Annotated in this window: 11 protein-coding genes and 1 tRNA gene; 2 read left to right on the forward strand and 10 right to left on the reverse strand. The window is 69.1% G+C overall.

The window, feature by feature from the left end; translation table 11 throughout:
- Nucleotides 1–195: 195 nt before the first annotated feature.
- Nucleotides 196–540, forward strand: a complete 345-nt coding sequence (locus tag AB0B90_RS30865) for a tyrosine-type recombinase/integrase (RefSeq protein ID WP_362926044.1) — start codon at nucleotides 196–198, stop codon at nucleotides 538–540.
- A gap of 66 nt (nucleotides 541–606) precedes the next feature.
- On the opposite strand, the gene AB0B90_RS30870 is transcribed toward AB0B90_RS30865, so the two are convergent.
- The 10 genes from AB0B90_RS30870 to dnaA form a co-directional block, all read right to left on the reverse strand.
- A tRNA-Ile gene (locus tag AB0B90_RS30870) sits at nucleotides 607–680 on the reverse strand.
- Between the two features lie 151 nt (nucleotides 681–831).
- The gene (locus AB0B90_RS30875) at nucleotides 832–1,566 is read right to left on the reverse strand and encodes a DUF3566 domain-containing protein (protein ID WP_350941881.1); all 735 of its coding nucleotides are present in this window, start codon (nucleotides 1,564–1,566) and stop codon (nucleotides 832–834) included.
- Nucleotides 1,567–1,748: 182 nt separating this feature from the next.
- Nucleotides 1,749–4,298, reverse strand: coding sequence for a DNA gyrase subunit A (gene gyrA, locus AB0B90_RS30880; RefSeq protein ID WP_350941879.1), 2,550 nt, complete (start codon nucleotides 4,296–4,298; stop codon nucleotides 1,749–1,751).
- Between the two features lie 31 nt (nucleotides 4,299–4,329).
- A complete protein-coding gene (gene gyrB / locus AB0B90_RS30885) occupies nucleotides 4,330–6,282 on the reverse strand; it encodes a DNA topoisomerase (ATP-hydrolyzing) subunit B (RefSeq protein WP_350941877.1) in 1,953 nt (650 codons plus the stop codon).
- A gap of 299 nt (nucleotides 6,283–6,581) precedes the next feature.
- On the reverse strand, nucleotides 6,582–7,328 hold the full coding sequence (locus AB0B90_RS30890; RefSeq protein ID WP_362926045.1) for a DciA family protein: 747 nt from the start codon (nucleotides 7,326–7,328) through the stop codon (nucleotides 6,582–6,584).
- Nucleotides 7,318–8,493, reverse strand: a complete 1,176-nt coding sequence (gene recF, locus AB0B90_RS30895; protein WP_362926046.1) for a DNA replication/repair protein RecF — start codon at nucleotides 8,491–8,493, stop codon at nucleotides 7,318–7,320. Before recF ends, AB0B90_RS30890 begins: the two co-directional genes overlap by 11 nt.
- A gap of 167 nt (nucleotides 8,494–8,660) precedes the next feature.
- Complete coding sequence (gnd, locus tag AB0B90_RS30900; protein WP_350941872.1) at nucleotides 8,661–9,605, reverse strand: phosphogluconate dehydrogenase (NAD(+)-dependent, decarboxylating); 945 nt, start codon at nucleotides 9,603–9,605, stop codon at nucleotides 8,661–8,663.
- 31 nt (nucleotides 9,606–9,636) lie between these two features.
- Nucleotides 9,637–10,422, reverse strand: a complete 786-nt coding sequence (locus AB0B90_RS30905; protein WP_362926047.1) for a 3-keto-5-aminohexanoate cleavage protein — start codon at nucleotides 10,420–10,422, stop codon at nucleotides 9,637–9,639.
- A 136-nt stretch (nucleotides 10,423–10,558) separates the two neighbouring features.
- On the reverse strand, nucleotides 10,559–11,698 hold the full coding sequence (dnaN, locus tag AB0B90_RS30910) for a DNA polymerase III subunit beta (RefSeq protein ID WP_350941869.1): 1,140 nt from the start codon (nucleotides 11,696–11,698) through the stop codon (nucleotides 10,559–10,561).
- Between the two features lie 575 nt (nucleotides 11,699–12,273).
- On the reverse strand, nucleotides 12,274–14,016 hold the full coding sequence (gene dnaA / locus AB0B90_RS30915; RefSeq protein ID WP_350941867.1) for a chromosomal replication initiator protein DnaA: 1,743 nt from the start codon (nucleotides 14,014–14,016) through the stop codon (nucleotides 12,274–12,276).
- Nucleotides 14,017–14,549: 533 nt separating this feature from the next.
- Between dnaA and rpmH the strand changes: the two genes are divergently transcribed.
- Nucleotides 14,550–14,687, forward strand: coding sequence for a 50S ribosomal protein L34 (gene rpmH / locus AB0B90_RS30920; protein ID WP_329088117.1), 138 nt, complete (start codon nucleotides 14,550–14,552; stop codon nucleotides 14,685–14,687).
- Nucleotides 14,688–14,783 lie beyond the last annotated feature (96 nt).

A 14,783-nucleotide genomic window follows, 5' to 3' on the forward strand; every position in this document is an offset into this window, starting at 1 on the left:
CTCTCCCGGGTGTCAGGAGGCGGCGGCGTGCCGGTGGTCGGCGGGTGCCTTGCGTACGGCGGGTGCGCGGGTCGGTGGAGGCCCGGGCCGCCGCCGTCCGGGACCGACGCCCACGCCGCACGCCCGGCCGGCGGGCGGCGGAGGGCCGGTTGCGGCGGCGCGGCGCGCCGCCGCCTTGGTGTCGTCCGTGAAGCCTTGGAGATCCAGCGGGACGGGCAGAAGATCCGCAGGGAGGAAGCGGGCGAGGACTGGGTGGACACCGGGCTCGTGTTCACCACCAAGTCGGGGCGGCCGATCGAGCCGCGCAACCTCGCCCGGTCCTTCGCCCGGATCGTGGCGGCGAACAAGCTGCGGCCGATCCGGGTTCACGACCTGCGGCACACCGCCGCGTCGCTGCTCAAGAAGCTGGGGGTCGCGCCACGTGACGCGATGGAGATCCTCGGGCACAGCCGAATCTCGGTCACGATGGAGATCTACACCCACGGGGACGGCGAGAGCCGCCAGGACGCCATCAAGAAGGTCAACGGACTGTTCGAATGAGGCCGTTGCAGTATCCGTTGCAGCAAAAAGCCCCGGATCATGATCGCTTCGGGGCGTTTATCGAGGTGGGGCTACCAGGACTTGAACCTGGGACCTCTTCCTTATCAGGGAAGCGCTCTAACCGTCTGAGCTATAGCCCCTCATCACACAGACGAACGGTCCCGTATCCGTTTGGCGGAGACGAACCCGTTCGCTCGAACAGGGAAAAGCTTACCCTGTTTCGGCACCTGCTCGCGCCATGTCCCCGCCCCGGAAAGAGGGCGGGGACACTCGGCGGGACCGCTACTACGACTACTCAGCCTCGCTGAAGGTGACCTCCACGCCACCGACCAGGTCGGAGGCGATGTTGTAGATCACGGCGCCGAGGGTGGCGAGAGCGGTGATCAGCACGACGTTCACCGCGCCGATCAGGGCGGTGTAGCCCAGGATGCGGACCGGCTCGAACCAGGAGGCGATGTCGACGCCGTTGGTCGAGTTGCCGTCGGCCGTCGTGAGCTGGGTGACCGTCTGGATGATGTTCTCGAACACCCCGAGGCTGGACAGCACCATGTACAGGGCCGCGACCGCGATGAACAGCACCACGAAGCAGACCAGCGACACGACGAAGCTGAACTTCATCGCCGACCACGGCTCGACCCTGCGCAGCACCAGGTGCGCCTTGCGGGGCGACCTCGGGCCGCCGACGTCCGCGGCCTTCCTGTCGGCCGCGTCGGCCGGGGCCTGGGGCGACGACAGGCTGCCGGGCGACCACGAGGCCCGGTTGTTCTGCTGGCCCGTCGATGGCCGGCTCTGCTGTCCCGATGACGGGGCGGACGGAGAACGCCCTTGCTGCCCGCCGGTTGGGGACGTCGGCGGGGCCGACGGGGGACGGCCCTGCTGTCCCCCGGGCGAGGGCGCGGAGGAGGAACGCCCCTGCTGCCCTCCCTGCGGATGTGAGGACTGTGGTGGCGCGGATGGTGGTGGAGATCCGCTTGGACGGATCCGCACCGTGGTGTCGGCCTGCTTGCCGTCCTCTGTCGTGGTCACTTTTGGCCTGCCCTTGCGATTGTCGGATACCGATCCATCGGTCTCCGGCGCGGGCGCGCTACCGTTAACCGGTGACGAGGCCGCCTCGACGTCCTTCGTTCCAGCGATCTTGTCCATCTTCTCCGTCGCCTGATCGCGTGTCGACGAGGAGGCGGGGCGCGATCCCGGCTTGCCCTGAGCATTCACGGATTCTCCCCTTCCCCGTTCTCACCGGTCTCCACCTGCGTCTCGGCGCTTTCCCCGGTCACCGGGTTCTCCCCGGTCTCCAGCGCCTCCGCATTGCGGGCCAGCGCCACGACGCTGTCCCCCTCCGCCAGATTCATCAGCCGAACCCCCATCGTCTGGCGGCCAGACTGCTTGATCTCCCCGGCACTCGTCCGGATAACCCCTCCGGCGGACGTGATGGCGAAAACCTCGTCCTCGGGTCTGACCATGACCGCGCCAACCAGCTTGCCACGGGCGCTTACGATCTTGGCGGTCAGGACTCCCTTTCCGCCCCTTCCCTGAAGAGGGTACTGATCCACAGGGGTGCGCTTGGCGTATCCGCCCTCGGTCGCGACCAGAACGTTGTCGCCGTCGGCGATCCGGTTCATCGCGAGGAGCTCGTCCCCGTCGAGGAATCGCATGCCGATCACGCCGCTCGTCGCCCTGCCCATCGGGCGCATGGCCTCGTCGGACGCCGTGAAGCGGATGGACTGGGCGCCGCGCGAGACGAGAAGGAGATCGTCGTCCTCCGACACCAATCTGGCAGCGATCACTTCGTCATCTTCGCGCAAATTGATCGCGATGAGACCACCCGTGCGCGGCGAGTCGTACTCGGAAAGGCGTGTCTTCTTCACCAGGCCGCTGCGGGTGGCGAGCACGAGGTACGGGGCGACCTCGTAGTCGCGCAGGTCGAGGACCTCCATCACGACCTCGTCCGGCTGCATGGCCAGCAGGTTCGCCAGGTGCTGCCCGCGCGCGTCACGGCCGGAGTCGGGCAGTTCGTACGCCTTGACCCGGTAAACACGGCCCTTGTTGGTGAAGAACAGCAGCCAGTGGTGCGTCGTGGTGACGAAGAAGTGGTCGACGATGTCGTCCTGGCGCAGCTGCGCGCCCCGCACGCCCTTGCCGCCGCGCTTCTGCGCCCGGTAAAGGTCCGTGTTGGTTCGCTTGGCGTAGCCGCCGCGGGTGATCGTGACGACCATGTCCTCCTCGGCGAGGAGGTCCTCGATCGACATGTCGCCCTCGTAGGCGATGATCTCGGTCTTGCGGTCGTCGCCGTACCGCCCGGTGAGCTCGGTGAGCTCCTCCTGGACGATCGAGCGCTGCCGCTCGGGCGAGGCGAGGATCGCCTGATACTCGGTGATCTGCGCCATCAGCGCGTCGTACTCGTCGGTGATCTGCTGGCGCTCCAGGGCGGCCAGCTTGCGCAGCTGCATGTCGAGGATGGCCTGCGCCTGGATCTCGTCGATCTCCAGCAGCGCCATCAGGCCCCCCTGCGCCGCGGACGCCGAGGGCGACCGGCGGATCAGGGCGATGACCTCGTCCATCCGCTCCAGGGCCTTGAGCAGCGCGCGCAGGATGTGGGCCCGCTCCTCGGCCTTGCGCAGAAGGTATCGGGTCCTGCGGACCACGACGTCGATCTGGTGCGCCACGTAGTGGCGGACGAACTGGTCGAGCCTGAGCGTGCGCGGCACGCCGTCGACCAGGGCCAGCATGTTGGCGCCGAAGGTGGTCTGCAGCTGGGTGTGCTTGAAGAGGTTGTTCAGCACGACCTTGGCGACCGCGTCGCGCTTGAGCACGATCACCAGACGCTGGCCCACCCGCGAGGAGCTCTCGTCGCGGACGTCGGCGATGCCGCTGATCCTGCCGTCCTTCACCGCCTCGGCGATGGTCAGCGCGAGGTTGTCCGGGTTGACCTGGTACGGAAGCTCGGTGACGACGAGGCACTGACGGCCCTTGGCGTCCTCCTCGACCTCGACGATCGCCCGCATGGTGATCGAGCCGCGACCGGTGCGGTACGCGTCGTCGATGCCGCGCCTGCCCACGATCAGCGCGCCGGTGGGGAAGTCGGGCCCCTTGACGCGGGCGATCAGTGCTTCGAGGAGCTCCTCGTCGTCGGCGTCGGGATTCTGCAGGCACCAGACGACACCGCTCGCCACCTCCCGCAGGTTGTGCGGCGGGATGTTGGTGGCCATGCCGACCGCGATGCCCGCCGCGCCGTTGACCAGCAGGTTGGGGAAGCGCGAGGGCAGGACGAGGGGCTCCTGGGAGCGCCCGTCGTAGTTGGGGACGACGTCGACGGTGTCCTTGTCGATGTCGCGCAGCATCTCCATCGCGATGGGCGCGAGCTTGCACTCGGTGTAGCGCATCGCCGCCGGCGGGTCGTTGCCCGGGGAACCGAAGTTACCCTGCCCGTCGACCAGCGTGTAGCGCAGCGACCAGGGCTGCGCCATCCGCACCACGGTCGCGTAGATCGACGTGTCGCCGTGCGGGTGGTAGGAGCCCATGACGTCACCGACGACGCGGGAGCACTTGAAGTAGCCGCGGTCGGGCCGGTAACCGCCGTCGTACATGGCGTACAGCACGCGGCGGTGCACCGGCTTGAGGCCGTCGCGGACGTCCGGCAGCGCGCGCGAGACGATGACCGACATCGCGTAGTCCATGTAGCTGCGCTGCATCTCGGACTGGATGTCGACCGGCTCGACGCGGTCGGTCGGAGGGCCGGGCGGAGTGTTGACTTCCGTCACAGGTCAGGATCCTTTTCTGGTACGGCTACCGCTACACGTCGAGGAAACGGACATCCCGGGCGTTCCTAATGATGAAGGAACGGCGGGCTTCGACGTCCTCACCCATGAGCACGCTGAACAGCTCGTCGGCCTGGGCCGCGTCGTCGAGGGTGACCTGGAGGAGAAGGCGGGTGTCGGGGTTCATGGTCGTCTCCCAGAGCTGGCCCGCGTTCATCTCGCCCAGTCCCTTGAAGCGCTGCACGTTGTCGCGCGGCCGGGGGTCGGGCTTGCCCGCGTCGATACCGGCCTGGATGACCGCGTCACGCTCGCGGTCGGAGTAGGCGTAGGAGGCGTCCTCGCCCTTCCTGTCCCACTTGATCTTGTAGAGGGGCGGCTGGGAGAGGTAGACGTGCCCGGCCTCGATCAGGGGCCGCATGAAGCGGAACAGCAGGGTGAGCAGCAGCGTCGTGATGTGCTGGCCGTCGACGTCGGCGTCCGCCATCAGGATGAGCTTGTGGTAGCGGAGCTTGGTGATGTCGAACTCGTCGTGCACGCCCGTGCCCATGGCGGTGATCAGCGCCTGGACCTCGTTGTTCTGCAGGACCTTGTCGATCCGGGCCTTCTCGACGTTGAGGATCTTGCCGCGGATCGGGAGGATCGCCTGGAACTTGGAGTCGCGGCCGCCCTTGGCCGAGCCGCCCGCCGAGTCACCCTCGACGATGTACAGCTCGCACTTCTCCGGATCGCTCCACTGGCAGTCGGCCAGCTTGCCCGGCAGCCCCGAGCCCGACTCCAGCAGCGACTTGCGCCGGGTCAGGTCGCGGGCCTGACGGGCCGCGAGGCGGGCGCGGGAGGCCTGCAGGGACTTCGTGATGATGTCCTTGGCCTCGCCGGGGTTGCGCTCGAACCAGTCGCGCAGGTGGTCGTTGCAGGCCTTCTGGACGAACGACTTCGCCTCGGTGTTGCCCAGCTTCGTCTTGGTCTGTCCCTCGAACTGGGGGTCTGTCAGCTTCACCGAGATGATCGCGGTGAGCCCCTCGCGGATGTCCTCTCCCGCGAGGTTGTCGTCCTTGCCCTCCTTGAGGAACTTCTGCTCGCGCGCGTAGCGGTTGACGATGGACGTCAGCGCCGCGCGGAAGCCCTCCTCGTGGGTGCCGCCCTCGGCGGTGTTGATCGTGTTGGCGAAGGTGTAGACCGACTCGCTGTAGGAGTTGTTCCACTGCATCGCGATCTCGACGGCGATGCCCTCGCCCTGCGCCTCGAAGTCGATCACCGAGAGGTGGGCCGGCTCCTTCTTGGAGTTGAGGTGCTTGACGAAGTCGGACAGGCCGCCCTCGTAGTGGTAGGTGACCTCCCGGGGCTCCCCCTCCTCTCCGTCGACGAAATCGGGGCGCTCGTCCCTGATCGAGATCGTCAGGCCCTTGTTGAGGAAGGCCATCTCCTGGAAGCGACGCGCGAGGGTCTCGAAGTGCCAGGTCGTGGTCTCGAAGATGCTCCCGTCGGCCCAGAAGGTGATCGAGGTGCCGGTCGAGTCGGTCTTCTCCCCCTTCGCCAGGGGCGCGGTGGGCCTGCTCTCGACATAACTCTGCCGCCAGTAGTGCCCGTCGGTGCGGATCTCCACGTCGAGCTTGCTGGACAGGGCGTTGACGACGGAGACACCCACGCCGTGCAGTCCGCCGGAGACCGCGTACGACTTGTCGTCGAACTTGCCCCCCGCGTGCAGCACGGTGAGGACGACCTCGACCGCGGGACGGTTCTCACCGGGGACGATGCCGACGGGGATGCCACGGCCGTTGTCGACGACCCGAACGCCGTTGTCGGCGAGCAGGGTGACCTCGATCCGGTCGGCGTGCCCGGCCAGGGCCTCGTCGACGGAGTTGTCGACGACCTCGTAGACGAGGTGGTGCAGACCGCGCTCACCGGTCGAGCCGATGTACATACCGGGGCGCTTACGGACCGCCTCAAGCCCTTCGAGAACGGTGATTGAGCTAGCGTCGTAGGACAAGTGCGAAATCCTCCTGCCGCGGACACGCGGCAGGGAGACAAGATGTAGCCCCGCCGTGCCCGTCACCGTCGTGAATGCCCCGATGCGCTCACCCAGGGGAGCCGACATGCTCGCCGGGGGGTGGCACGCAAACGGACGTGTCCGGAATTCGATTTCATTCTAGCGGCTCAGAACACATCATGTGGCATTGACAGCCTCTGGAATGGCCTGTCGCGCGACGATCATCGTCTTGGACATCCCCCTACGCGGAGGGGGTTCGTCGCGCCAGAAGAGCCGCTGATCCGTTTTTCAGGCCCGTGTCAGCCGTACGTGTCGCCCGGACCGCGGCTCCCGGTGACACGCAGACCGCCACTGGAGCGGGGGCCGTTCTGCGGGCCGCGAACCTTTACCTTTTGTACCGTTCCGTCCCCGAGTTCCTCGTTCAACCTCCGGACGAGGGTCCTCGCCAGGAGACGGACCTGGGTGGCCCATGCGGTGGAGTCGGCGACCACCACGACCTCGCCGTCGGCGAAGGTCTCCGGCTTGGTGTGGGCCGCCATGTCGGCGCCGACGATCTCGGACCAGCGGCCGAAGACGCCGCCGATCGCGGCGGGCTGCTCCCAGCCTCGGTCCGACAGCAGGTCCGCGATCGCCCTGCCGAGGAGCTGGGGGTCGCCGGCGTCCCTGCGCGCCCCCGACGCCCTGCGCCGCGGCTCTCGGCGGGGCAGCTGCCCCCGTCTGGCGGCGTCCGACTTGGCCTGGGCGAGCTTCTCCCTCGCCAGCGCGGCCCCCTTGGCCGCCGCGCTCCTCGCGGAACCGGCGGCCGCCCCGTCCGCACCCGTGCCCGCCGAGCTTTTGCCGACCAGGTCCGCCGAGCCTTTACCGGCCGAGCCCGCCGGGCCCTTACCGACCGGGTCCGCCGGGCCTCGCGAACCCGGGGCGGGCCCGGCCGCCCGGCTCCCGCCTCCCCGCTCCCGGCCTTCCCCCGCCGCCGCGCGCCCCCTCGGCTCCGGGGCCCGCGGCACGGGCACCGGGCCGCTCGCGCGCTCCCCTGCGTCATCGGACACGGGCCACGCCTCCCTCGGTCACGTCGAAACGGCCTCCGGCCAGCTCGGCGGGCACGTCGTCGGACACCGCCGCGGTGATCAGAACCTGCTCGGCGGGGGCGACCATCTCGGCCAGGCGGCGCCTGCGCCTGCTGTCCAGCTCGGCGAAGACGTCGTCGAGGATGAGGACCGGATCGCCGCCGTCGGCCCTGAGCAGGTCGTAGGCGGCCAGTCTGAGCGCCAGCGCGAACGACCACGACTCGCCGTGGCTGGCGTAACCGCGCGCGGGCAGCTCACCCAGGCCGAGGAACAGGTCGTCGCGGTGCGGGCCGACGAGGGTGACACCGCGTTCCAGCTCCGAGGCCCGGACCTCCAGCAGGCCGGCGCGCAGCCGTTTGGCCAGCTCGGTGCGATCGGTCCCGGCGTCCGCGGCCAGGGTGCCCCGGTATTCCAGCGCGGCGGCCGCGGAGTCCGGCGCGAGGGAGGCGTACGAGGCGGCGACGAGCGGGCGCAGCGTCTCGACCAGCTCCAGCCTGGCCGCGAGCAGCTCGGCGCCGTGCGTGGCCAGGTGGGCGTCCCAGACCTCCAGGGTGCTCAGCGGGTCTCCCGCCCCCGCCTCGGTGAACGCCGCGTCGCTCTCCGCCCGCCGCGTGCTCCTGCCCCGGCCCCTCCTGGCCTGCGCGGCGGTGCGCAGCAGGGCACCGCGCTGCTTGAGCACCCGGTCGTAGTCGGCGCGCACCCCCGCGAACCTGGGCGTCCTGGCCACCAGGAGGTCGTCGAGGAACCGGCGCCGCTCCGAGGGGTCGCCCTTGACCATGGCGAGGTCCTCGGGGGCGAACAGGACCGTGCGCAACAGGCCGACGACCTCGCGGGGACGGGGGACCGGGGAACGGTTCAGCCTGGCCCGGTTGGCCCTGCCCGGGTTGATCTCCAGCTCGATCAGCGCGCGCCGGTCGTCGCGTACCACCGACGAGCGGACGACCGCCCGCGCCGCGCCCTGCCTGACCAGCGGCCCGTCGTTGGCGACGCGGTGGCTGGCCTGCGTCGCCACGTAACCCAGCGCCTCGACGAGGTTGGTCTTCCCCATGCCGTTGGGTCCGACGAAGGCCGTGACCCCCGGCTCCATGCCGAGGTCGACGTTCTCGTAGGACCGGAAGTCGGTGAGGGAGAGATGGGCGACATGCACCCCAGGAAGATTAGTCGGCCTCGTCCGTCACCGCGGCCTCCCGTACCCGTACGGCTCGCACCCTGTGAAAAAGGTCGTGGCGCGAGCCGCCGGAGACGGTGGACCGAGGATGGTCCTGCGGAGGGCCCGCAGTGGACCGGCGGTGGGCCGATGCCGGGCCGGCCTGGCTATCCGGCCGTCTCGACGGGGGGCGTGACGTCGGCGCCGGGGGAGTCCGCGCCCTTCTCGGTCGCGCCCGCCTTGGAGGTGACCGCGTGGCCGCCGAACTGGTTGCGCAGGGCCGCGACGACCTTCATCGCCGGCGAGTCGTCCTGGCGGGAGGCGAACCTGGCGTACAGGGCGGCGGTGATGACCGGCAGCGGGACCGCCAGCTCCACGGCGGCCTGCACCGCCCAGCGGCCCTCGCCCGAGTCCTGCGCGTAGCCCTCCAGCTCGGCCAGGGTCGGGTCCTCCTCCAGCGCGCGGACCATCAGGTCCAGCAGCCAGGAGCGGATGACGGTGCCCTGCCGCCAGCTCTTGAACGAGCCGGCCGCGTCGGTCACGATGTCGGAGGCCTGAAGCAGCTCCCAGCCCTCGGCGAACGCCTGCATCATGCCGTACTCGATGCCGTTGTGGACCATCTTGGCGAAGTGGCCGGCGCCGACCGTGCCCGCGTGGACGAAACCGTCGTCGCCCTCGGGCTTGAGGGTCTCGAAGATCGGCATGACCCGCTCCACCTCGGCCTTGTCGCCGCCGACCATGAGCGCGTAGCCGTTCTGCAATCCCCAGACGCCGCCGCTCACGCCGCAGTCGACGAAACCGATGCCCTTGGCAGAGAGCTCGGCGCCGTGCTTCTGGTCGTCGACGTAGTGCGAGTTGCCGCCGTCGACGAGGGTGTCGCCGGGTGACAGCAGGTCGCCGAGTGCCCTGACCGTCGCCCTGGTCGGCTCACCGGAGGGCACCATGACCCACACGGTGCGCGGCGCCTGGAGCCGCTCCACGAGCTCCTCCAGATCGGCGACGTCGCTGACCTCGGGATCACGGTCGTATCCGACGACGTCGTGACCTCCTCGGCGCAGGCGCTCAGCCATGTTGCCGCCCATCTTGCCCAGCCCGACCATGCCGATCTGCATACGAGCACCCCCTTCAGGGTTTCGTGTTCACCTACGCCAAGCGCGCCCGCGCAAGTCTTACCAGCTCGGCGTTCCCGCCGACAGGGCCACCCACAGGGCTGTGGAGAACGTCCTCCAGGCCGATACGCGTGGCGAGTCCAGCCTGCCCCGCCTCGTCCAGGAGAATCCAGGTCGGGTCCCCCTCCCCGTGGAGCAGCCTCGGGCCTGGGACGCCGAGTTCGGCGAGACGAACCAGGATGGCACGCGCCCGTGGGACGGCGGTGTCCGCGGAACCGCCGATGATCTCGACGAGCACCCGCGCGCACTCCAGGCCGGTCGCGGCGAGGGCGTCGGCGTCCTCCACCGACCAGACCCCCGCCTCCACGTCGACGCCGAGCCGCCGCAGGTCGTGCCACAGGGCCTCGAATCCGGGCTCGGAGAGGTTCGCCGACGCGAAGTCCGGCAGCTCGCCCGGGGCGAGCCCGGCCCAGCCGCGCACGGCCTCGCGCCGCGCGTCCACATCCCAGCCGGTTATCCACAGCCCTGTGCTCACCCCGACGGGGAGACCGGGGCACGCCTCGCGTACGGCGCGCACGGCCGCCCCGATGTGCGCGGCGCTGAGCGACTCGCTGCCCGCCTCGTCGCGCGGATGTATGTGAACGGCGTCCGCACCCGCCCCACGAGCCTCACGGGCCGCCTCAGCGAGCTCCAGAGGGCTCAGGGGGAGGGCCGGGTGCTCGCCGGGCCTCCTGGCGCCGTTCAGGCACGCCTTGAGCCACGTCGCTCCCCCTCCGGCCCCGCCGGACGGTCCCGAGTCTCCACCCGTCACCGTGTCCACCGCCGTGTCCACCACTGGGTCGCGTTCCCCGCCGGTCTCCGGTGCCGCCGCGAGATCCTTTTCCCGGTCCGTCCCATGGCCTGTGGAGGGATCCGCCGCGCCCGGCCTTCGCGGGCCCCCGTCGGGTGGGCGGGCATCAGCTGGACAGGCGGATGGGCATGATCAGGTAGCGGTAGTCGGGAGCACTCCCGTCGTCCGTGGGTTTGCCCCCGGTGAGGATGGCGGGCTTGGTGGACGTGGTCATCTGCAGGCGGGCCACGTCGGAGTCGATCGCGCCGAGCCCTTCGAGCAGGAACTGGTGGTTGAAGGCGATGTTGATGTCGTCGCCCTCGAAGTCGACGGGGAGCACCTCGACCGCCTGTGCCTCGTCGCCGCTGCCCGCCTCCAGGACGACCTCGTCGCCGCGGAAGGCCAGCCGTACGGGCGTGTTGCGCTCGGCGACCAGGGCCACGCGCTTGACGGCCTCGACGAAGGCGGCCGTCGGCAGCTCGGCGCGGGCGGAGAACTCCGTCGGCAGCAGTGAGCGGTACTTGGGGAACTCGGGGTCGAGCAGCCGGGTGGTGGTGCGGCGTCCCGCGCTGGAGAAGCCGATCATGCCCTCGCCGGTGCCGCCGGCCGAGCTCAGCGCGATCTCGACCTCGGCCCCGGTGCCGCCCAGGGCCTTGGCCGTGTCGGCGAGGGTCCTGCCGGGGATCATCGCGATGGCCGAGAAGTCGGGCTGGCCCGGCTGCCACTTCAGCTCGCGTACGGCGAGGCGGTAGCGGTCGGTCGCCGCGAGGGTGACCGTGTCACCCTCGATCTCCACGCGTACGCCGGTGAGCATCGGCAGGGTGTCGTCCTTGCCCGCGGCCACGGCGACCTGGCCGACGGCCGAGGCGAACACGTCGCTGCCGATCCGTCCCGCGGCGGGGGGCATGGTGGGCAGGGAGGGATAGTCCTCCACAGGCATGGTGAGCAGGGTGAAGCGGGCGCTGCCACAGGTGACGACGGCCTTCGCGCCCTCCACCACGAGATCCACAGGCTGTGCGGGAAGCGCCCTGGTGATCTCGGCCAGGAGCCTGCCCGAGACGAGCACCACGCCCGCCTCGCCTGTCTGCAGTTCGAGGGTCACCTCCGCGGAGACCTCGTAGTCGAAGCCCGAGAGCTTGAGCTGCCCGTCCTCCGTGACCTCAAGACGCATGCCGGCCAGCACCGGCACGGAGGGACGCGCGGGCAGGCTGCGCGCCGTCCATGCGACCGCCTCAGCGAGCACGTCTCGGTCGACCCGGAACATCACGTGGATCCGCCTCCTGTGTGTCGAGCGCCATCCGCTCGGTGCCTGGGGTTGAAGTGTTCACTCTCGCGCACCCGCGCTCCCTCGGAACCCCTCTTATGGCTCTTGGGTTTCCTAGTTAGAGATACAAGTGGCCTTCGTATTAGGGGCTGTGGATACTGTGGAAAGCCGTTGTTTCCGCAGGTCAAGTGCTGTTTTTTCATCCACCGGGGTTGTGGGTGGCCGCTGTGGACAACTCTTGGGGCTGGGGAGAACTCCGGAGTACACACAGGCCGTCCCCAGATTCGGTGCCCTCTGTCCCCAAGTTTTCCACGAGGTTTCCCCAGGTTATCCACGGGGTAGGAGGTCGTTTTGTCCTTGTGGAAAACTCTCCCCACAGGGCGTCCCCAGGTTATCCACGAGTTGTCCCCAGGTTGTCCCCAGGTTCTCCCCAGAGTTGTCCACAGACGCCGAACAGCGTTCGGACCAGCGGGTTTCCGGATGATCATGGTTCGGCGCCTCCGAGCTCCCGGGGCCCGCGCGAACCGTTGATCCACAAGGTTTTCCACAGCCTGTGCATCACGGGGTGAAAAACCTCATCATCCATTGCGGGACTGCTGCTTGATCCGGGTCGTCAGCTCGTTGACCTGGTTGTAGATCGAGCGTCGCTCGGCCATCAGGGAGCGGATCTTCCGGTCGGCGTGCATGACCGTGGTGTGGTCGCGGCCGCCGAACTGCTGGCCGATCTTCGGCAGCGACATGTCGGTGAGCTCCCTGCACAGATACATGGCGATCTGGCGGGCGGTGACCAGGACCCGCGAGCGCGACCCGCCGCACAGGTCGTCGATCGACAGGCCGAAGTAGGCGGCGGTGGAGGCCATGATCGTGGCGACCGTTATCTCGGAGCCCGCGTCCTCGGTGATCAGGTCCTTGAGCACGACCTCGGTGAGCTGCAGGTCCACCGACTGCCGGTTCAGGCTCGCGAACGCGGTCACCCTGATCAGGGCGCCCTCCAGCTCGCGGATGTTGGTGGAGATGCGGCTCGCGATGTACTCCAGCACCTCGGGCGGCGCGGCCAGCCCTTCCTGGATCGCCTTCTTGCGCAGGATCGCGATCCGGGTCTCCAACTCGGGCGGCTGGACGTCGGTGATCAGACCCCACTCGAACCGGTTGCGCAGCCGGTCTTCCAGCGTGACCAGCTGTTTCGGCGCCCGGTCGCTGGAGATGACGATCTGCTTGTTGGAGTTGTGCAGGGTGTTGAAGGTGTGGAAGAACTCCTCCTGCGTCTGCTCCTTGCCCTCCAGGAACTGGATGTCGTCCACCAGCAGGATGTCCACCGCCCGGTAGCGGCCCCGGAAGTTGTCGGCCTTGTGGTCGCGGATGGAGTTGATGAAGTCGTTGGTGAACTCCTCCGAGCTCACGTACCTCACCCGCGCGCCGTCGTACAGGCTCTGGGCGTAGTGGCCGATCGCGTGCAGCAGGTGGGTCTTGCCCAGGCCCGAGTCACCGTAGATGAACAGCGGGTTGTACGCCTTGGCCGGCGCCTCGGCCACCGCGACCGCCGCCGCGTGCGCGAACCGGTTGCTGGAGCCGATCACGAAGGTCTCGAAGGTGTACTTCGGGTTCAGCCGGGCCGGCTCGCCCTGCGTCCTGCTCCCGCGCCCGTCCCATCTGTTCTGAACCCCTCCGGCGCCGCCCGCGCCGGGCACGGGTGGCGCGCCGCGGTCGAAGGAGTCGGGCTCGGGTCGGGGCGGGGACGGCTGGGGGTTGTAACCACGGCCGTATCCGGGGCTCTGCTCCCCCTGCGAGGAGCTCTGCGAGGGCTCCGCGGGGAGGTACGGCTGGGGCGGCTCCTCGCCCTGCTGGTACGGATAGGAGAACGCCTGTGCCTGTGGATAGTCGGTGGACGACTGCGAGGCCTGGTTGCCCCCCGGATAGGGGTGCTGCGGCCCGGAACCCCCGTGGTGCTGGCCCTGAGAGGGTTGTGCATAACCTTGCTGGGCCCCGCCAAGCTGTGTATAACCCTGCGGCTGGGCCTGGGGATAAGTGTCCTGGCGGGGGGTGAGCCCTGACTCGGGGCCCGCCGCGCTGGGGTCGACCATGACCGCCACCCGCATCGGGCGGCCGAACTCCTGGGAGAGCGCCTGGCTGATGAGCGGACGAAGTTTGTTTTCCAGGACATCTCTGGCGAAATCCGTGGGGGCGGCGAGGACCACGGTGTCGTTCATGAGGCCGAAGGGCCGGGTCATGTTGAGCCAGACCCGCTGCTGGGACGGGACGTTCTCGTTCAGGGAGTTCTCAAGAGCCCTCGCCCAGACAGCGCTGAGGTCCGTTTCGTCCATGGTCCGGCTCCCCTCCTCCCGACGCGGCCCCCGCTGGCCTACCGCGATCTGTTTATCCACAACGGTGGCCGCCGGGCGCACCGGATCTCGTCGTTGTCCACATGCCGGGAGTCCCGTGGCCCCTTCGTGGGCGCCATACGAAATCCACATCGAATCCACAGGCTGTGCACAGCCCGTTACCTGCGGTCCGACGCGTCCTCGCAGCGGAGAGAGGGTCTGGAAGGGCCGACAGTAGCCCTGTCCACAGCTGTGTACAAGACGTTGTCCACAGCCTAGTGGCGTACGAGGGGGACGGAGCGCACATCCTGTGGACGGCGAGGCGCCGGTGGATAACGTGCCTGTGGAAACGTGGATAACCTGTGTGGGCGTGCTTCGGAAACAGCCTCTGGTTTGACCTGGGACACGCCTGACCCGTAACGTACGACGGTCGGCTTGTCACGCGGCGGCTATTTCGCATGCCCCGCATCCGGCAGGTCAGCCATTGTCGAGCGTCCCCATGTGCTGGGGATGCGTCTTGAGCCTGGAGCCCACTCGTGAGCAAGCGTACTTTCCAGCCGAACAACCGCCGTCGTGCGAAGACCCACGGCTTCCGGCTCCGCATGCGCACCCGCGCCGGCCGCGCCATCCTTGCCGCTCGCCGTCGCAAGGGCCGCGCCGAGATCTCCGCCTGACGCATCCGTTGCGCCCGTTCGCCGGGCCGAGGCAGTAGCGCCTGTCGCCCACCGGCATCGCTGCCGGTGGGCGACAGGCGTACCTGCCCAGGGTGA

The sequence above is a fragment of the Streptosporangium sp. NPDC049078 genome, from assembly GCF_040648855.1.
Lineage (GTDB): Bacteria > Actinomycetota > Actinomycetes > Streptosporangiales > Streptosporangiaceae > Streptosporangium.